Raw genomic sequence first — 20,724 nt, 5'->3', positions numbered from 1 at the left:
GCCTCGGGTCCGACGACGTCACGCCGGGCCGCCATGACAGACGGCCCGGCGTTTGCCGGCCCTCATTGATCAAGTCGTATCGGACGGCCGTAAACCGCAATGCGCGGACAGCCGGAAGCAACGCGAACGCATCGCCGGCGGGAGAAAGACGGGGGAAATGAGGCGCGGGAAGCGGGTCAGCTCAGCAGCACGATGTTGCCGGGCAGGCGCGTGATGTGCGCGCCATACAGACGGCCGACCATGTCGATCACGTCGTCGAGCCGCGTGATCGGGAACTGTGCCTGCATCCGGTTTTCGCCGAGCGACGCACTGCGCAGGATGACCTTGCCGCGCCGGTAGCGATTGATCTCGTCGACGACGTCGGATAGCGGCACGCCGTTGAACACCAGCATCCCGCGCCGCCATGCGCTGACCGCGCCCGGATCGATCCGCGACACGGGCTGCACGCCGCGATCGTCGTACACGACCTGATCGTCGGCCGTCAGCGTGCGCGCGCCGCGCGGATGCTCGAGCGCGACCGTACCGGAGAGGCAGGTCACGCAGACCTGCGAGCCGGTGCGCCGCACGTTGAAGCGCGCGACGGTCGCCTGCATGCGGCCGCCGCCCGCCACCACGGTGACGGGCCGGATCGGTGTCGCGCGGTCGGCCGGCGGCGCAGCCGCATCGATCTCCGCCTCGCCGGCGACGACTTCGACGCCGTGCGCGGCATCGCTCGCGGCCAGTACGTCGAGGCGCGTCTGCGTATTCAGCTCCACCGTCACGCGTGACGACAGCGCGACGCTGCGCTGTTCGCCGGTGCCCGTGTGGTAATCGGCCGCGAGATCGCCGAGCGACGGCCACAACTGCATCGGCGGGCGCAACGCGAGCCACGACGCGCCGGCCGCGACGGCGAAGCCGATGAACGCGCGCCGCCCGGTGCGCATCGTGCGCTCGCGTTTTGCAACGTTTGCCCAGGCAGCGGCCGCCCGTTCCTCGTGCGCGAGCTCGGTCGCCGCCGTGCGCAGCGAGCGCCAGGTATCGCGCAGCAGATCGGCGGCTTGCGGACGATCGGCGCACCAGCGCTCGAACGCGTCGGCTTCGGCCTGGCTCGCGTCTCCCGAGCGCAGACGCAGCAGCCACGCACTCGCTTCGTCGAGTTCGTCGTGGGCAGGTTCGGCCTGGGCTTTCGTCATCGTCCTGATGCTCAAAATTTACGCGGGCCGCCTCGCGTGCCCGGGTACGGATCGCCGTCTTCCTGCATGCGCTGCAGGCAGTACTTCATTGCCGCACTCAGCTCGCTTTCGACGAGCCGCAGCGAAATGCCGAAATGCTCGGCGATCTCGCGGTTCAGCAGGCCGTCCACGCGGGCGGCCAGCAGGATCGCGCGGCGCCGCGGCGGCAGGCCGCGCAGCACGTCCTTCAGTGTCTCGACCTTGCGGCGCGCCGCGACGATGCGCTCCGGATCGGCCAGTTCGTCGGGCATCTCGAGCAGCGTCTCGACATCGTCGTCGTGCAGATGCCGGCGCTCGCGGCGATGCTGGTCGATCGCGACATTGTTCGCCATCCCGAGTATATAGGCGTCCGCGTTCGTCACCTGGGTGGAGACGTTCGCGTTCTCGAGACGCAGCCAGGTTTCGTGCAGCGCGTCGGCGGCGCCGTCCTTCGACCCGGTCACGCGTTCGAGGCGCCTGACCAGGTACGCGTAGCGCGTCGCCAGCAGCTTCCTGAGCCCGGTGCGGTTGCTGTCGGTCATCGCGGCCTAGCCCCGGACAGCCGGCTGCGGCGCCGGACAGCGGAAATGCACGCCGTTGCCGGACGGCCGCAGCAGGATCGTGACCGGCTGCGGCAGGTCCGCAGGCGGCGCGTCGTCCAGCTTCAATGCGCGCAGCGCGCGCATCACCGCCGCGTCGCGGGCGGCCGAACCGCTCGATGCCACCATGTTGACCGCCACCACCGCCCCCCTGTTGTCGATGCGCACCTGCGCGACGAGTCGATAGCTCCCCGGTACGGCTCCCGGCTGCGCGCAGAGCGCATCGATCAGACGCGCCTGCAGCAGGCCCGCGAACGCGCGCCGATCGTCGGAATCGCCGATCCCGTCGATCGGCAAGGCCGCATCCGCCGGCGTGTCGGCCGTCGCGGGCGCCTGCTCGGCGGCCGGCTGTGCGACGATGATCGCTTCGTCCGGGCGCGAGAATTCCGCACGCAACCCCGTTCCGGCCAGCATCCGCTCGAGCGCGTCGCGCGGCGTGAATTCGCCCTGGACCGGCGCACTCGTGCGCCCGTCGAGCAGCGGCGCCGGCGCCAGCACGATCAGCTCGGTGAGCCGCGCGAAGTCCTGCAAGGTCTTCGCGAGCGGCTGCGCGGGCAGATCGAAACGCACCACGCTGCCCGGCCGGCGGACCATGGAACCGGTCTCCTGCGCGTGTATGCCGTGCATGCACGGCACGACGAACGCCAGCCACGCGACGAGCGCCAGGACACCGGTCGGCGCCCGTGAACGAGTCATGAATCCCTGGACGGAAGTGGAGTTGCACGTCGCCGGCGAAACGCGCACCCCCGTGAGCGGTTCCGCGGCAAACGAACGTCAGATTGTGAGCGGGCACTGTGACAGTCAGGTGAAGCGTGCAGCGGTGCGATTCAATCGCGGCGCGTTCTCGCATCGCGAGCACGCCGGGCGCCGGGCGTCGTTCAAAGCCGGCGCACGACGAAGTTGCCGATGCCCGTGCCGACGACGGCCATCCGCACGTCGCCGGACCATAACGTGATCGTCACGGGCACGTCGATGCCCTCACTGCCGAGCACGACGCGCGACGGCACTTCACCGCCGCCGGTGTACCGCACCGACACGCCCGTCACTTCGGCGCCCCAGCGGCGTGCGCGATACATGTCGTCGCTCATCGGTGCCCAGGCGCCGCTTTCGGTACGCTGCACGAAGCGATAGCCTCCGCCGATCGGCTGCCATGCGATCGGGATCGACCGCACCTGCGCTTCGTCGCCGGCCGATTCGAGCAGGTTCGCGAGCCGCTGCGCTTCCTCTGCGAGATCCGTGCGGCGATTGCGCGACGGCGCGAGCGTCACGACCGCGACCAGCAGCCCGACGATCACGAGCACGACGAGCATCTCCAGCAGCGTGAAGCCTGCCGCGCGGCGCGACGCGAGCGGACGCCGTTGCCTGACGCGTGCGAGCGTCATGCCGTTACTGCCACGAGCCGATGTCCGCATCGTTCCCCTCGCCGCCCGGCTTGCCGTCCGCGCCGTAGCTGAACACGTCGATCGCGCCGTGCGCGCCCGGGTTCAGGTATTGATACGGGTTGCCCCATGGATCCTTGGGCAAGCGCTCCAGATAACCGCCGTCCTTCCAGTTGTTCGGCACCGGATCGGTCGCCGGCTTCTGGATCAGTGCAGTGAGCCCCTGCTCCTGCGACGGGTAGCGGCCGTTGTCGAGTCGATACAGGTTGAGCGACTGCATCATCGTGCCGATGTCCTGCTTCGCGGCGATGCGGCGCGCCTCGTCGGGACGGCTCATGATCTTCGGCACGATCAGCGCCGCGAGAATCCCGAGGATCGCGACCACCACCATGATCTCGATCAGCGTGAAGCCGCGTTGCACACGTCGGCGCGCACTGTCATGCGGCCGGCCGGCGTGCAACCTCCGGACTTCTTCGTGGCGCGTCATCATGCATTCACCCTTGCGTCAAAGAATGGAAACCGTTCCCTGTTCATCGAACCCATCGAACCCACTCGTTGCCATGAAACCGTTCGCCCTGCTTCGCACCGTTGCGTCGCGCATCGATCCGCTGCCGCTCGTCGCGACGCTTGCGGCCGGCGCGGCGCTCGTCGCCGTCTCGATGTGGGCCGCGCGCGCACTGAACACACTCGATGCGCCGCCACTCGCACAACCCGCGCCGCCCGCACCGTTCGACGTCACGGCCGGCGCGCAGCTGTTCGGCGCCAAACCGGACGACAACCGCAACACGATCCAGCTGCTCGGCGTGCTCGCATTCGATGCGCGCCGCGCGGCCGCGATCGTCAGCGTCGGCGGCGAAGCGGCGCGTGTCGTGCGGATCGGTTCGGTGATCGGCGAAGCCGCGAAGCTCGCTGAAGTGCGCGCGCGCTCGATCGTCGTCGACCGCAACGGCCTGCAACGCGAGATCGCGCTGCCCGCCGTGCAGAAGGCCAACGCGTTCGTGCGCTGAGCCGCCGCGCATCACTGCACCATGTTGTTCAGCTCGATGATCGGCATCATCACCGCGAGCACGATCACGAGCACCACGCCGCCCATCGCCAGGATCAGCAGCGGCTCGAGCAGGCTCGTCAGGAACATCGTGCGGCGCTCCAGTTCGCGCGATTCGCCTTCGGATGCGCGGTCGAGCATCGTCGTCACGTCGCCGGTCGCCTCGCCCGAGCGGATCAGGTGCACGAGCACCGGCGGGAACGTCTTCGTATGGGCCAGCGCACGCGACAGCGCCGAGCCTTCTCGCACGCGCACGATCGCATCGTCGACGTTCGCGCTCATTGCGCGGTTCGATAGTGTTTCGCCGGCCGCCTGCAACGCGCGCAGGATCGGCACGCCGGCTGCGGTGAGGATACCGAGCGTGCTCGCAAAACGCACCGTGTTGTAGCCGCGCACCAGCTTGCCGGCGAGCGGCGCGCTCAGCAGCCAATGATCGAACTTCAGCCGCGGCCCTTCCTGTGACAGCACCTTGCGGATCGCGAAGACGAGCGCAATCGTCGCGAGCAGCGACGCCCACCACCAGTGCCGCACGAAATCGGACAACGCCATCATCGCGACCGTCAGCGTCGGCAACTGCTGCTTCGTGCTGGTGAACACGTTCGCCACCTGCGGCACCACGTAGCTCAGCAGGAACGTGACGATGCCGAACGCGATCAGCGTGACGATGCCCGGATACGTGAACGCGAGCAGGATCTTCTGCTTCAGCGCGTTGCTTTGCTCGATGTAGTCCGCGAGGCGCGACAGCACGATGCCGAGCTTGCCCGTGTGCTCGCCGGCCGCGACGAGTGCGCGGTAGATCTCCGGGAAATCGCGTGGATGCTGGCTCAACGCATTCGCGAACGAATGGCCGCCGACGACTTCCGCGCGGATCGACGCCATCAGCTCGCGCACGTACTCGCGCTCGGCCTGCTCGCTCAGCACCGACAACGATTCGTCGAGCGGCAGCCCCGCGACCAGCAGGCTCGCGAGCTGGCGCGTGATGATCGCCTGCTCGCGCTGCGACAGCTTGCGGCCGAGCGACAGGCGTTGATGACGCTCGCCGTGCCGGCGCTGCGCGGCGAGTTCGACCACGAGCGGCGTGAGGCCCTGCGTGCGCAGGTGGCTGCGGCCGGCGCGCGCGCTGTCGGCTTCGAGTACGCCTTTCAGCGTGCGGCCGGTGGGATCGATCGCTTCGTAACGGAATGCCGACATGTCTGTGCCCTCGTGTCACGTGTGCGACTTGCTCGGCGACGTCGTGCAACGCGTCGGACGGAGTCGCCGAAGAAGACTACGGAGCGAACCGGCGCAGATTTGTGACGGATGGTGGGCTACCTTTTTTGGTTTGGCCGGCTTTATGACTTTTGATCGCCGTTCTTATATAGGAGAAACGATTTCACTCTGATCGATGCCGAAATTTATTCAACAATTATCCATTCTACGATCGCAAATCATGAATCGCCTGATAAAGCCGTTCAATCGCCCCTCGGAATATCCGGATCGGATTTTCGATGCACTTATGGAAGAAATGTTCGGCAGTACCCGCCACGAAACTGACTTGTTGTTACGGTAGCGCTGCCGTGCTCGCCAACACGCCTGCGGCGCATCGCGCCGCCACGGCATGCCCCGTCTTCCCAACATCTGGGAATCGCTCATTCCACGAATCGATCCCGATTTACCACCAGCCAATCTGGATAACGCATTGGCAAACTCGCCAAAAATGTTACGTACCATTCGTTATTAAAAATTCACACGCGCCATACGGATTCCCACCTACATTTAGCCGGCGGTCTACACGGTATTCAAACCGCAGCAGCAGGCTTCCCGTTTATCTTCGTCCAAGGAAATTTCAAATGAAATCCAGCAAGCGCAAGATCTGTCAAGTCCTCGCTCTCGTCGTTTCGGGCATGGGTGCATCGGTCGCGATGGCCGCAGGCCCGCTGATTCAAGGTGGCGGTTCGTCGCTCGTCGCACCGACGATCGGCGCCAACTCGCCGGCTTCGGGTGAAATCGGCCTGTTCGGCACGTCCAACGCCACGTTCACGTACTACTCGGTCGGCTCGGGCGCCGGCCAGAACGCATTCCTGAACAACCAGCCGACGTACCTCGGCGCGGGTGTCACGGGCACGGTCGACTTCGCGAACAGCGATGCGGCACTCACGACCGCCCAGGTCACGGCCTACAAGGCCAGCACGGTCGGCGCGAACAGCGGCCCGCTGATTCAGATTCCGTACATCGTGACGGCAATCACGATTCCCGTCGTCAACGGCCCGGCCGTGACGAGCGTGAAGACGCCGCAAACGACGCCGAACCAAGCGCACAGCATCGCGCTGAACGACGACGACCTGTGCGGCATCTTCTCGGGCAAGCTGACGAACTGGAACCAGGTCGTCAATCCGGAAGGCGGCAACTACTCGCTGAACGCACCGATCACGGTCGTCTATCGCACGGACGGCAGCGGCACGACCGAACTGCTGACCCGCCACCTGGCTGCCGTCTGCACGACCGCCAACACGGCTTCGGGCGTCAAGTTCGTCGATTCGCTGACGTTCGCGAACACGACTGCGTTCCCGTCGGGCGTGCCGTCGAACTTCGTCGGCGCTTCGGGCAGCGGCGGTGTGCGCGCTTCGCTCTCGTCGTTGTCGTCGGCCACCTCCGCGCCGGCTGCTGTCGCGTACCTGAGCCCGGATTACACGAACACGTACATCGCATCGCAAAGCACGGTCGTGACGCCGTCGGGCGCGCTGCAGCTTCCGCTCGCCAGCCTCTATAACACGACGGCCAAGGCATACTACGCGCCGACGTATTCGAACGCGACGACGGCAGTCAACACGACCACCGCACCGTCGACCAAGGCGGCCGCTTCGGATCCGACGCAGTGGGTGCCGGTGTCCGGTACGGCCTACAACCAGCTGGCTAACCCCGCCTCCGGCTATCCCGTTTCCGGCACGAGCCAGATCATCCTGAGCCAGTGCTATGCCGACCCGACCGTCGCATCGAATGTTCAGAGCTTCCTGAACAACCACTACACGAGCTCAAGCAACGCTTCGGTCGTGCACGGCAACGGTTTCGATACCGTGCCGTCGGGCTTCCAGACTGCAATCTCGGCAAACTTCCTGAGCAACTCGAGCAAGAACAACCTGGACATCGGCGACGCAGTGGCCTGCGCTCCCATCAACGGTCGGTAATCAGCAGCAGATCCGTCCACACCGAGCAATACCGTGCACCGACCTCGAGTCATCGAGGTCGGTTTTTTATTTGCCGTTTCAGGTCCCAAGATACCGACAGCATCGATGAGTCGCCGCCTGCCGTTGAACCCGCCGGCAGTATCCTGAGGCGGGCTTTCCATGCAACAGCCTCTTGCAATACGACGCCGGTCACCCACAACCCCCTGAGAAGCAATCGCTTATCGTCGACTCGTACCACTCACCCGCCCGAGGCTGCGGTTGACCCGTGACCGGCAACGCGCGCGGTTCGCGTCAGAACTCCCGTTCCGATTTTCCGGAAATCCAGGCCACTGGCATGACGAAACAGACAAACCGGACGCATCCGGTTCGACGTCTGAAAACAAAATGCCCCGCCCATGCGAGGCGAGGCATTCTCTTCTCATTCAGCTGCATCGATACCGATGCAGCCGGGTCAGAACCGGTTCAACTTCCCGAGTTCCTCCTTGCTAAGTAGCGTCCGCTGAGTCGGTCCGGCCGCGCCAAACCCCAACAGCGAAACCGAATTCGACGCATCGTAACCAACCTGCTCCGATCTGCGTCGCTTCGATCCGCCATCCGGACCGCTGTCCCCGAAGCCCTCGACCTGCACACTGATCGTCCAGCGACGCGGAGCGACACCCGACGCATTGTTCTTCGCAATGTCCTGCGCGACCTGGCTCGCTGCCGACGCCGCCGAACTCGCGGCCGTCAGCGCGCCCGTATTCACAGCCTGAACGAGTGGAATACCGGTTGCCTTGCCCGTTACCTGGATATTGTCCGCATTCACGACACGCAACGCGGCGACGTTGAGGTTGCCCGCGCGAATGCCCGCATCGCCGGCATCGACCGTACCGCGCGGCGCGATCAGGTTGACCGTGCCCTTCGGTGCGCCCGGGATGCTCTGCAGCGTCGCGATCCCAGCCCCCGTCACCTGCCCGCGCGAATCAACCGTGCAGTAGTGGTTCGCATCGCAGACATACTGCGGCGCGGGCGTGTCCGCCGATGTCTTCGCACCCTTGCCTGCGTTGATGTCGCCGTTCGAACTCCAGATCGTCATGTCGCCGCCCTGCTCGGTGAAGATCCGGCTCTGCGCGAGCAGCACGCTTTGGTCCGTGAAGATGTCGACGTTGCCCTTCTCGAGCGTCAGGATCCCCATCGTGCCGGGGCCTGCGACGACACTCCCGTCACTGCTAACGATCTGCGGCGGCGCCGTCGTACTACCGACGAGCGCCTGCCCACCCGGCCCGAGGATCGTCACGTCGCCGCCTTGCTGCGTCTGGATGGTCGTACTGCGGATATCGAGATTGCCCGTGCTGGCAGACTTGTTCGCCCCGTTCGAGCCGCCTCCCAGATTGTTCGCCGTGTATCCGAACGACGCGGGGAACAGCGTGTTGATCGCCTGGTAACCTCGCGAATACTGGCCACTGTACCGGCTCGCCGGGTCGTTGAAGTCCGCACCGACTTGCGCCAGCACGCCGAACAGCACCTTTTCCGCGAAAAGCTGCTGGACGTAAGACGGCAATGCCTGGAATTGCTTCCATGCGTCGTCAGCCGTCAACTGGCCGACCTTCAACTGCGCGGCGTCCTTGTCCACCTGCAATCCCGTATCGACGCCAAGCCCGGCGTCGTACTGCTCCATGAACGCGATCAATGCGGGCGTCGCACTCGGCACACCGGCAACAGCGCTGCCTGGTGCGATATAGGTCGAAACGAAACCCGGCAGGTCGACGCCAGGCCCAACGCCAAACAGCACGTTGACGTTCGCGCTCTCGTGCGGCAGGTTCGGATTGTTCGCATTGCCGACTGCGTCGATACCCGTGAACGGATGCGTGAGCGCGCCTGTATTCGCGCTCTTGCCGTACAACTCACCCTGACTCGTTAATGGACCGATGTTGCGTCCCGCCTGCACGTCGAACCAGCCGGGCCCGCCGACCTCCAGTACCGGCACCGCGCCTGCGGTCGTCGAAATCGGCGTGTCGTAAATGTCCCGCCCAGCCACGACGCGCGTCACGTCCGAGCTTCGCAGATTCTGCCCCCAGAACGCCAGGTTGACGATGTCCTGTCCAGCTTGCAGAAGCGCGGGCTTATCGATCGAAAGCGTAACGAGATTCTGGTAGAAGCCGTCACCGCTACTCGATGTATCTATCCCGCCGTTGACGATACTGCCGTTCAAACTATAGACCCGCGCAGGCAGCGCATCGTCGCCGTGAAGGGCGCCAGTCGCGTGCGCGGCAAGCGTCACGTCTGTCAACGCCGGAATGCTGACTTGCGCTTGCGGGTTCGTTGGCGACGGCATCTGCGAGGGATCGGCGTCGGACAAACCGAACGTATTGGGCAATGCGACGTTGGACCATCTGGCCGCTACATTGGAGAGATACACCGACTGGTCCGCGACCAGATTCAACTGGCCAACAGCCGACGGATAGAGCGCCCCGCCGGATTGGATATCTATCGCTCCGCTGAAAGCAGTCAGATTCATGCTGGCTGGCAACACGCCGTTCGCGCCAGTCCACATGCCGCCAAGCGAGCCAAGCCGGATGTCGCCGGTTGTGGAGAGCGCATTGACCGCAGAAGTCGGCGAATAGCCCTGGCCGTCAGGATACTGGCCGTAACCGCTGAGATTGACGACTGCCGTCGATTGGCCGCCGCTCTGCGTATAACTGCTCGAATAAGAGGGATTCAGTACGGCGCCGATATCGACCCCTTGTCGAGCAGCGACGTTGAATATCCCGTCCTGCGTCGCAAGCACTGTCGACACGGCCATCGGCGCGCCCCCAGGCATCCAGGACGCGGTAGAGATATCCGATCCGATACTTCCTCCAGCCGATATCGTTCCCGTCCCCTTCGCGACGAAGTAGTCGCCGCTCAGGATATCGCCCCCCGCTCGCACCGTCAGATTTCCGCCGCCGACCGTAACAGGCTTGCCGCTTCCGTTCAGATACCACGTGGTTGGCAGCGACACTGCCAGGTCCGAGATATTGCCGCCGGCGCTGATCGATACGTTGCCGCCAACGCTCATCACGCCTTGGTCGAATGCACCGAAATCGATCGACGATCGGGTCAACGGGGCGACGATTGTCGAGCCACTCGCGGTTGCCCCCGGGGTGATCTGCATCCACTGCCACCAATACTGGCTGATACTGTTCCCGGCTCCGCCGGTTGCCGCACCTGTCGCATCGGTCACGTTCTGGATGCCGTTGATATCGCCCTGCACACGAATCGAAATATCGCCAGCCGAATCAGGATTCACGGTCGGCGTGACCAGAATGTCTTGCAGGCCCGAGCCCCCACTCACGATCGCAGAGGTATTACCCAGCGCAGGCGAGCCCTGTGCCGGCGTACCCGCCGTATAGACCACGCCCGGTGCGGTCGTATCCGCCAGCACGAAATCGTTGCCTGCAGCAATATCGATCGATCCTGTGCCGGTCCGAATCGTCGTCGGCTGAAGCAACGCCAACCCCTTCGAATCGACATAGGTCGTGTGCTGATTCAGCGTAACGTTGCCGGACGGTGCGCCGCCGGCATCGAATGCGGCAATCGGCTGCACGGCAAGCGGATTTGCGCTCGCCAGATCGGCGCCGCCGACCATGCGGAATGACGAGCTTTGTCCTCCAAGGAGTGTGGCAAAACCGACAGGCAACGGGTTGTTGGAGGTCGCAACATTCGCCGGCAAGTTACCCGGCAGGTTTCCAATATTGGAAATCCCGGTGTCCGGAATAGAAAGTGGGGCGATCGGTGCATATACAAAACTGAAGGCATTATTTGGATGCACCAATACACTAGCACCAGATACAGTGGTGGAAATTGCACTGAAATATGTATTCACATACAACGAAAGATAGGAACCGTAGTCCACAGGATTTGAAGAAATGAATGGAGAAGATGGTGTACCGAATTTCTTGGCAATAACCACACCATTCTTAACAAATCCAGTAATGGATAGCACATTGTAGCCACTCAACCAATCCGAATATGCATTCGAATAATCCTGATACGACGAATAAGAAGAATACAATGGAGCAGGATTCAATAATGGAGAATATGGCATCACATGGAGCGGATAATTTCCAAAGAAATTTCCGTTTTGCCACAGATTGAAATATCCACCCCACGCATTCGCATATCCAAGATAATCAGAATAGTAATCAGCGGACTGCTTTATGAGCGGTGCGCTCAGCGCCATATTGGGATCATATAGCGGATTCCCCGGATTGCTGCCGAACGAGGACAAAGACTGAGTCGTACCGTCGGTCAATTGCACGGTAATCGACGTCGGATCGTCCAGCGAAGCCAGGCTGTTGTATAACGCCAGCGCCGCGGCATACGTTCCCGTCGCACCGGCATTGCCTGCCGCCCCAAGAATCGTCGCAACCTGGCTCTGGAAGAACCCGTCGGTAATGCTCGCTTGCGCATCGAAATTGTTTATCGCCCGGAACGTCAGCATCGGCGCAACCGTCCCGTTATAGCGATACGACGGATCGATCGTCCCGTGGTTGTTCGGCAGCCCTGCGCCGAGATTCCAGTTCGACAGGATCGAGATGTTGCCGCCGTTTATCGTGGTGCTCGGGTTGTCGAACTCGATCCCCGGCGCAACGCGGAAATTCGCGATGCCCGATGCCGCCCCTTGCAGCGTCGGCCCATTCGCACCGAGCCCGCTTTGAATGAAGCCCATCAGCGTGCCGGGCGTCATCGACAGCGTGCCGTCACTCGCCGTGACGATCTGCCCGCCGTAGTAATTCTGATGATCGGCGTTCGCGGTCGTCGGCACGAAGTACGCGCCGCTCATCCCAGGGAAGCCAATCGACACCACACCGTTGTACAGCGAATCCAGGTCTGACTGGCTCCCCGTGAGCGTCACCTGTGCGCCGGTCGCGTTGTTCGTCAGCGTGCCGCCACCGTCGCCGTTCGCGTCCGGCGTGAACGATAAAGTGGGTGGATTGGTGCCTTGCGCCGTGAACGTACCGGCCAGCAAATGCCCATTGCTGTCGTACCAGCCTGCCGGATCGACGATGCCGTCGAAGTGCTGCGCGCCCGACGTCGCATCGGTCGTGCTCCACGTCGCATACGCTTCGAGCGTCGTCGCGCGGGAACCGACGATGCCTTTGCCGCTGTTGAACGAATTCGGCAACTGGACATCCACGCTGCCGTCCGCGAGCAGCGGCGCGCGGAAATTCACGGTGCCGCCCGACAGCCCGCCGGCCGTTCCGCCCGACACGTCGATCAGCGCGTTCGCGCCGACACGGATCAGCCCGGAACGCGACGGATCGATGTTCTCGTAGCCGTAGGTCGCGTTGTACGGGTTCGCCACCGTCGGATCGAACACCGCGCTCGTACCGATGTTCACCTTGCCGCCGCGCTGCGTCGGATCGGAACTGCGCGCGAGCAACGTGCCCTCGACATCGACGCCGCTGCGCCCGTACAGGTCGATCTGCCCGCCCGCCTTGCCCGACGCGTCGATCGTGCCCAGCACGTTCACGTTGCCGTTCGCCGTATCCGACGCATTGCCCGCGCCGCCGTCGGCGGTCAGCGATACCGAGCGCGCGGTCAGCGCGTTGCCGGCGGACAGCGTGAGGTTGCCCGACTTCGTGTGAACGGCGATCGACTGGTTCACGCCGCTCGACGCGAGCGTCTGTGCCAGCGAATCGAGATGGGTTGCGCCGGCCATGTCGAGTGACAGCGATCCGCCGGCATAACCGTTCGTCGCACCGCCCTTGATCGTGCCGTTGAGATTCACGACCTGCTTCGGCGCCGACAGCGTCAGGCTGCCCGCCGCGCCGCCGCCTTTCGCGCCCGAGAAATCGAGCGTCGTGCCCGATTGCACATCGACCGTCCCGGCATCGGCGGTCAGGATGATCGAACCGGCCGGCGCGTACTGCGTCACATCGAAGAACTGCTTCGACACGCCGGCGGAACTGAGCGTCGACCCACTGCCGATCGTCAGGTTGCCGGTCGTCGCCTCGAGGCTCACGTTGCCGGCCGGCGCGGTAATCGTCGCGCCGTTGTCGGCGAGCGTGCCACCGACGAAATGCCACGCGCCACCAACCGGCGTTTTCGTCAACGCGGTACCCGCTGCGCCGTTCAACGTCAGCGCACCCGTCGTCTTCACGGTCGACGCGGAACTCGTATCGGCCAGATACACTGGGGCGTTGAGCGTCACCGGCAATGCGCCGAAATCGAACGTCCCCGTGCCTTGCCCGACGATGCCGCCGCTCGCGGCCATGTTCGCCGATGAAAATCCGTTGAGCGTCTTGGCGCCCGTACCGAAGTCGATCTCCTTCGCATTGACCGTCAGCGTACCGCTGCCCGTCGCGGCCACGCTGCCGGGTGCACCCGTCTCGTTCGTGAACGCGATCTGCTGCCCGTTCAGCGTGACGTGGCCGCCATCGCTCGTGAACGTGCCCGCGCTCAGGTCGACGCTCTTGCCGAACGTCGCACTCACGTCACCGACGAAGCCCATCGCGCCATAGCTGCGCAGCGTGACGAGATCCGCGTTGGCGAGCTGCGCGAGTCCGGCCGGATCGATCACGAAGCCCGGCAGGTTCGCCGCGGTCGCACCGCTCGCATTCGTGAACGTGATCGCCGAGCCATCCACGGTAATCGCTTTGCCCGACAGCACCGCACTCGGATCGACTTTCAGATTGCCCGACGAATCGAGCATCAGCGCCTGGCCGCCCGACAACGTCGCGCCTGCACCGACCGTCAGCAGCCCCGTGCCGGTGCCACCCGTGCGCGTGAGCGGCGCCATTGCACCGTTCGACACGCGCAGCAGCGCACCATCGCCGGTAATCGTGATCGGCTGGTCCTTCGCCGCCGGATAGTCGCCGGCAGCCACGATCGACGCGCCCGCGTCGACACGCAAGCCGTTCGACGCGTTCGCATCCGTGCCGCTCGCGTCGGTCTTCGTCACGAGCAGGATCTCCGGGCCCTTCAACGACGAGTTGGCGTCGTTCGACACCACCACGCTGTTCGCGATCGGCGTGATCGTCACACCCTTCGTCGTCGCCGCGCGCGTGCCGCCGATCAACAGGCTACCGGCGTTCAACGAATCGAGCGCATCGCCGCCGATCTGCAGATAGCCTGGCAACGCCGCGCTGCCGTTGCCGGTGATCTGGATATCCTGCGACGCGATGTCGACCTCCGCCGGTGCGCCACCCGCCCCTGCCGCCGCGTTCAGCGTCGCGCCGAGTGCGAGCGCCTTCGTTGCAGCCAGCACGAGCTGGCCACCGTCTACCGGCAGCGGCGGCGTCACGTTGCCCTGCTTCGCGGCCTGCGCGGTGAAGAAAGCGTTCGCGCCCTTCACCGTGTATTGCGAATACTGCTGCCAAGTCGCGCCCGACTGCACGTTGAAGAGCGTCGGCGTCGCGCTGCGGCCGCCCGTCACGGCATCGGCGAAATACCCGGCCGTCATGACGGTGCCGTCCGGCAGCACCTGTGACGCGCCGGGGACGACGTTGCCGGTCGCGGACGATACCGTCACGCGATAGGCGCCCGGCAGCGTCGCGTACTTGCCCGGCAGCAGTGTGTAATAGCCGGGCGCGAGGCCCGGCACGCCGGACAGGTACACGGCCTTGCCGATCGCGTCGTTCATCCCCGCCTGGCCGACGCCGAGCGTCGCGGTCTTGGTCGTCGCCGTACCGTTGCTGGCGACGGCTGGCTGCACAGTCTGTGCGAACAGCGGATCGTATGCGGCAACCGGCGATTGCGCGCCCGGCACGATCGCATAGACGTTCCCGCCGCCCGCATTGACCGGTACCGCCGTTGCACCCTTGCCGCTCGCGTAGCTCACGTTGTATTGCGACAGCACATCGCGCGTGCCGCCCGTGCCCGGCACCCATTCGGCAGCCTGCAGGTCACCGCCGCCGGACAAGTCGATCGTCGCGCCCTTGTTGAGCGCAACGCTACTGCCGTTCACGCCGATGTACTTGGCCGGCGGCGCATTCAGATCGGACGCCGTCGTGCCCGCAAGCGGATTGAACTGCCATTCGACGCCGTCGACCGTCGTGCCGTACGGAATGATCGATCCGCCGTTCGAAACTGACGTTACGCTGCCGTTGGTGAACGTCACCGAATCCGTCGCCACGAGCGGCAGGTTGCCGAACTGCTTCTGCGTCGCACTGTTCGTCGGGTCGCCGACGCCGAATACGAGTGTCCCGGACGGTGCGCGTACGGTGCCGCCCTGCACGATGTTCGTCGCGTCGACAAGAAGCATGCCGCCGGCTGACAACGGCGTGCCGGATGAACCGTTCGTGGCGAACGTGACGGTGGTCGGTGCGGGCTTGCCGGTAGCCGAATCGACCGGGCCGACCGCGTCGACGATGAACGTGCTACCGGTCGCCGGATACACGTCCGCTGCCTTGAACGTCACGTTGCCGGGCGTGTACAGCATGCCGGGCGCCAGCCCGACGGGGCCGCTCTGCGCCGCGCTGGTCGAACTGAGCCGGATATCGCCACTGCTCGTGAGGTTCGCCAGACCGAAATTGTTCAACTGCAACTGATTGCGCAGGTCAAGGAACGACGCGTTCACATTCAGCGTCGCATCGGACAGCGTCGCGACCGGCGCAAATGCGGGAGTCGACGAGGTTGCCGTCGGCCCTGCCAGGGCAACATAAGGTGCGTTGATCGCTACCGTCGTGCCGAGCGAATGCGCTGGCGGCTGCGCGAGCAGGTTCACCAGTGCCGCATTACCGTTCGCCGGAGTAGACAGCAGCGTCGAGAGCTGGTCCATTCCGATTGCCGCGATGCGCCCGGTATTCAGCGTCACCGACTCTGGCAGCGTCAGATTCACGTTGCCGGCAAACACGATCGGCGACACCGGAATCGGAGACGGCGTACTGTCGCCCAGCACGAGATTCGCGATGCCCGAGTCGTTCAGGTGATCGGCCGCGAACTGGATCACTCCCGTCGGCTGACCGATCGGCTGTCCGGTGGTCGGATCGACCGCGATCGAGAATTCCTGGCCGGGTGCCAACCCGGCGGGAACGAGCGTTCCGCCCTGCCGCACGACGAGCGCCGTCGCGCCGGCCGAGCTGCCGTTCTGATGCGGCAGGATCGTCAGCGTGCCGCCACGAGCCTGCGCCGCGCCACCGAAGCCGGCCAGCGTACCGTCCGCAAAGAGTCCATAGGCTGCAGACAACGTGATCGAGCCGGCATCGCTCCATACCGGCTGAGATGCGTACGTCCCGTTCGTCTGTAACCGGTCGAAGTTCGCCGATGAGCCCGACACATCGATCTTCGAACCGGCTTGCGTGACCACGTAACCCGAATCGCTCGATAGCGTCACCGAACCGCCCGGGAGTACCTTCCCCACGTTCGGCGAGACAGTCGCTCCACCGAGCTTGACCGGCGCGGCAAGCGGATTGGCGAGCGCGACGCCCGATACGTCGAGCGTCGCATCGGAGCCGAGCCAGACGGACCGGCTGTTGCTCGGCGTGAAGACATTGAGTTGCCCCGGCTGGGCGGTCGTGGTTCCGGTATCGGCACTTAGCACGATCGACCCACCCGGTGCGACCACCGACCCGAGTACCGTGACCTGCTTGGGCGATGCGAGAACAACGCTCGCACCCGCATCCGCGTTGATCGATGCGCCGGACGACAGCGTAACCGCGCCGGTCACGCCCGAATACGACGGCGGCGGGCTGTCCGGCGTGCTTTGCCACACCACGTAGTTTCCGCCCGTCAACACGAGGTTTGTCGGTTGCCGGTGATATGCGTCGAGTTGACCGATCGTCGTCAGGTCGCCAGCCGACAGATTCGTGCCCGAGCTTGTTTGCTGGAGCGCCAGTGCATCCGGAATGCGGTTCAACTGAGTCAGCGAGACTGCCGCTCCGGGTGCGACGGTCGAATCGTAGTACGCGTTCAGCACGTACTTGCCGAAGCCTTGTTGCGAGAAAAAGCTCTCGGGGAGATACACATCCCACGGCGATGCCGCCGACCGATCTCCACCGATCCTGAAACCGAGCGCCTCGAGCGTCAACGTGCCGCCCCCCGAAAAACCTTCGCTCAGGATCGTGCCGTCCATGGCGATGGTACCCGCCATCGGTTGTGTCGAGGGCAGGGGCGAACCGCTGTCGCGCGTATGACCGAACTGCTGCGTCGCCAGCGGCGCCGCGTAGGTCTGTAACGCGACGTTGCCCCCGCGCCCGGCCGGCACGCCATTCTGGAGCAACAACTGGCCGTTCGCGAGCATTTCGCCGCCGCTCGATACATCGAGCACACTTCCCGGTCGCAACAGGATCGACCCCGTCGTGTCCACGTTGCTGCCGTTCACGACAATCGCTCCCTGCTGCGTCGCCGACAGCGAGATGCTGCCGCCGTTGATGAACTGGCTGTTGCCAGGTGTCGTGCCAGGCGCGGCCAGCACATCGTTGTTCACCCACTGCCCGGCGGCGCTGATTACGCCCTGCGGCCCGACTACGACATTGCCACCGCTCGTGATCGAAATCGAGCCGGACGGCGCGGACAGCCGCCCCGCGACATTCACATCGGCGCCAACTGCTGGGCTGTTGAACGAGATCGAACCGCCCGGCTGCAGGTTCAGTTGCGTGCCCTGCGCCACCACGATGCCCTTGCCCGCGCTCTTGTCCTCGGTCAAGTTCAGGTTCGCGAAACCGCCGTTGTTCAGCATCGCGACCGGTACCACCCGCGTCGCCGGCAAGTTGTTCGGATCGTTGGCGGCCAGCGATTGCGAAGCGTTCTTGTCGAGCGGCGTCTCGATCGAGAAACCCGGCATCAGTGCGCCCAGTTGCGGCGCCGCATCCTGCAGGATCGTCAGTCCCGAGAGGGCATTGAGCGGCAGCGACGTGGTGTTGGCCGCACTGTTCCACGTCATCCCGGCCAGCGCGTTGCCGGCCAGTTTCGGATCTGCGCCGAGGTTGAACGTCCCGCCGGAAGGCAGGCTGTTGCCCTGCATCTGTTTCGCGCCGCCGAACGACTGCGCGCTGATGTCCCCATCGAGCACCAGCGCCTGCGACGCGAACAGGTCGAGCGTGCCGGCATTGCCGCCGACGATGTAATCGGACTGGTAGGTGCCGCTCGTCAGCAGCGGGTTGTACCAGGACTTCGTCACGCCCCAGCGCGGGTGGTTCTCGATGAATTGCCCGGCGATGCCGACATAGTTGTCGTAAGGGCTCGCCTGCCCGATCGGCACGATCGCGCCGTTGGCATCGACGAGCCGCGTCGTGTTGACGATCCCGCCGTCGTAATGCACATACCCGCCGTTCAGGTTCATCGACGAACCCGCCGCGGTCATCACCTCGTTGCCGGACAGCGTGATCGTGCCGCCGTTGGTCAGCAACTGGTCGACGGTACGCGGAATCAGGTTCACGTAGCCCGACAGGTTCAGGATCGGGCTGCCGACCCACTGCACGCCGTCGCTGCGCGTGCCAGTCAGGGTGCTGTCGACGACGACACCTTTCAGCCCGAACAGGAAGCTGTTGCGCAGCAGCGGCGAATCGGCCAGCTCGTTCTGGCCGATCCGGTCGACCGTCACGAGCGTTTGCGAAATCGGCACCTGCACGTTCGCCAGCCCCGATACGTCGATCGTCGCGCCGTCGTCCACGTAGATCCGGCCCGGCACGGCCGTCTGGCCCGGCACCTTGTTCGTCACGACCGACGGCGCATAGGCCGTCACCGACACGTTCGAGCCCGGTGCCTCGATCAGCGAGCCGCCCTGGAACCACACGGAACCTGCCGTCATCGTGATACCGCCCGGCGTGAACGTCGTACCGGGCGTCGACGTCGCGGTCTGGCCGTTGTTGTCCGGCAGCACGGTCGTCACCGATCCCGGTCCGAAGCTCAGCAGACCGGCGCGATTGACGTTGTCGGCGCCGCCGGCGCCGCCCGTGACCGGCGTCGAACCGGTATAAGGATTGCCCAGCGGATTGTTCGACGCATACTCGTCCGCGGTAGAGATCGTGATCGTCCCCGGCGTATTCACGCTCGTCGTCACGCCCACCACGCCGTTCTGTGCGACCCGGCTGCCGAGCAGGTTTACGTTGCCGCGCGCGGCCTGCACGATACCCGTGTTCGTCAGTGTGCCGGCGGGCGTGACGTCGATTGTCGCACCAGTGGCCGGATCGACCGTCACGATCTGCCCGCTCAGTTCCGGCAGCAGGACTTGCGGATTGCCCGAGGCTCCACCTCCGTTGGGCCGCAGGCTCACCCCCACGCCCGCCGCGAGCACGACCTGCCCCGACGTCGCCGAGATGCTGCCCGCGTTCGTCACGTTCGGCGCGGCGACCAGCACGAAGCCGCCGTCGCTCGCCGTACCGTTGGTATGAGTCGTGATCGACGCACCTTGCTCGATCGTCACATCGCCCGGTGCCTGGTACGTACCCGTGAGCGCCACCTTGTTACCGAGTCCCAGCACCTCGTTCGGCGTGCCCACCGACCCCGCCACCCCGCCCGAACTCCCCGACTGCGGATACGCCAGCCCGCCCGTCGTCCCCGCCGGCAAGCTCAGGAACTGCTGGTTACTCGCGACAATCCCCGCAGGCGTCGGCACGAGCTGGTTCTTCATGTCGAGCAGGTTCAGCGACGAAGCAACCAGCGAATGCACGTTGACCTGCGACCCCGCACCGAACAACACCCCATTCCGGTTGATCACATACACCGCCCCCTGCGCGGTGATGTTCCCGAGAATCTGGCTCGGCCTGCCGCTCGGATCGTTGATCCGGTTCAGCACGGCCCAGTTGTTCGCGCCGTTCGTCTGCGTACCGCCCGACTGGTCGAAATTCAGCGTCGTCTGCCGGCCGACGTTCATCGTCTCCCACGTCAGCACCGCGTTCTGCCCGGTCTGCTTGACGTCGACGTTCACGTGCCCGCTGCTGTCGACGTTCTGCGTCGGCGCGTTCGCGTTGAACCACAGCACCGGATTGTTCGTATCGCTCGACGCGCCGGCCGCCACCTGCAGCCCGCCCGGCGCGAGCCCGTTCGGCACGCTCGACGGCAGCTTCGCCGCCGCCGCGGCCGCGTTCTGCTGCGCGGCAATCTGCGCGGCGATCGCCTGCGCGGCATACCCGAGGTTGCGGATCGAAGGCTGGCTCGCCTGCAGCGCCTGCTGCGCCGACACGCCCAGATTCGGCATGCCCGGCGCGCCGCCGGCACCGCCCGCGCCGCCGCCCGATGCACGCGCGGCCGCCGCCCCGAGGTTCATGATGCCGGCCGCTGGCACGTGCGCGGACGCACCCGCCAGCAGCATCAAGGCCACGACCCGGACCAGCGGCCGCAGTTCCGATTTCAGGACCGGGCGGGAGCCCGTCGCGTCAGGTTGTCGTGCCGTGCGTGCGCGTGCTGCCATTCTTCACCCCGAATCCTATGAAATTGCGCTGG

Annotated in this window: 9 protein-coding genes; 2 read left to right on the top strand and 7 right to left on the bottom strand. The window is 65.0% G+C overall.

Annotation, left to right across the window (positions count from 1 at the left end; genetic code table 11):
- Window positions 1-176: 176 nt before the first annotated feature.
- The 5 genes from ACPTTC_RS23510 to gspG all read right to left on the bottom strand — a co-directional run bounded on the left by ACPTTC_RS23510 (window position 177) and on the right by gspG (window position 3,655).
- Entirely contained in the window at window positions 177-1,172 is a 996-nt protein-coding gene (locus ACPTTC_RS23510; RefSeq protein WP_423394121.1) for a FecR family protein, read from the bottom strand.
- A gap of 11 nt (window positions 1,173-1,183) precedes the next feature.
- Window positions 1,184-1,732, bottom strand: coding sequence for an RNA polymerase sigma factor (locus ACPTTC_RS23505; RefSeq protein ID WP_175968668.1), 549 nt, complete (start codon window positions 1,730-1,732; stop codon window positions 1,184-1,186).
- A 6-nt stretch (window positions 1,733-1,738) separates the two neighbouring features.
- Window positions 1,739-2,485 carry a secretin and TonB N-terminal domain-containing protein gene (locus tag ACPTTC_RS23500; RefSeq protein ID WP_423394120.1) on the bottom strand — a complete coding sequence of 249 codons (747 nt, stop codon included), beginning with the start codon at window positions 2,483-2,485 and terminating at the stop codon, window positions 1,739-1,741.
- A 182-nt stretch (window positions 2,486-2,667) separates the two neighbouring features.
- Entirely contained in the window at window positions 2,668-3,171 is a 504-nt protein-coding gene (locus ACPTTC_RS23495; protein ID WP_423394119.1) for a GspH/FimT family pseudopilin, read from the bottom strand.
- Between the two features lie 4 nt (window positions 3,172-3,175).
- Complete coding sequence (gspG, locus tag ACPTTC_RS23490; RefSeq protein ID WP_423395705.1) at window positions 3,176-3,655, bottom strand: type II secretion system major pseudopilin GspG; 480 nt, start codon at window positions 3,653-3,655, stop codon at window positions 3,176-3,178.
- A 73-nt stretch (window positions 3,656-3,728) separates the two neighbouring features.
- Between gspG and ACPTTC_RS23485 the strand changes: the two genes are divergently transcribed.
- Window positions 3,729-4,175, top strand: a complete 447-nt coding sequence (locus tag ACPTTC_RS23485; RefSeq protein WP_423394118.1) for a type II secretion system protein N — start codon at window positions 3,729-3,731, stop codon at window positions 4,173-4,175.
- Between the two features lie 11 nt (window positions 4,176-4,186).
- Here ACPTTC_RS23485 and gspF read toward each other — a convergent pair whose 3' ends face one another.
- A complete protein-coding gene (gspF, locus tag ACPTTC_RS23480) occupies window positions 4,187-5,404 on the bottom strand; it encodes a type II secretion system inner membrane protein GspF (protein WP_423394117.1) in 1,218 nt (405 codons plus the stop codon).
- A 638-nt stretch (window positions 5,405-6,042) separates the two neighbouring features.
- On the opposite strand from gspF, the gene ACPTTC_RS23475 reads away from it, so the two are divergent.
- On the top strand, window positions 6,043-7,377 hold the full coding sequence (locus tag ACPTTC_RS23475; RefSeq protein ID WP_423394116.1) for a substrate-binding domain-containing protein: 1,335 nt from the start codon (window positions 6,043-6,045) through the stop codon (window positions 7,375-7,377).
- A gap of 451 nt (window positions 7,378-7,828) precedes the next feature.
- Here the strand turns inward: ACPTTC_RS23475 and ACPTTC_RS23470 are convergent, their stop codons facing one another.
- On the bottom strand, window positions 7,829-20,593 hold the full coding sequence (locus ACPTTC_RS23470; RefSeq protein ID WP_423395704.1) for a filamentous haemagglutinin family protein: 12,765 nt from the start codon (window positions 20,591-20,593) through the stop codon (window positions 7,829-7,831).
- Window positions 20,594-20,724: the final 131 nt, after the last annotated feature.

The sequence above is a fragment of the Burkholderia mycopellens genome, from assembly GCF_964265025.1.
Classification (GTDB): Bacteria; Pseudomonadota; Gammaproteobacteria; order Burkholderiales; family Burkholderiaceae; genus Burkholderia.
This window is presented reverse-complemented; position numbering and strand designations above follow the sequence as displayed.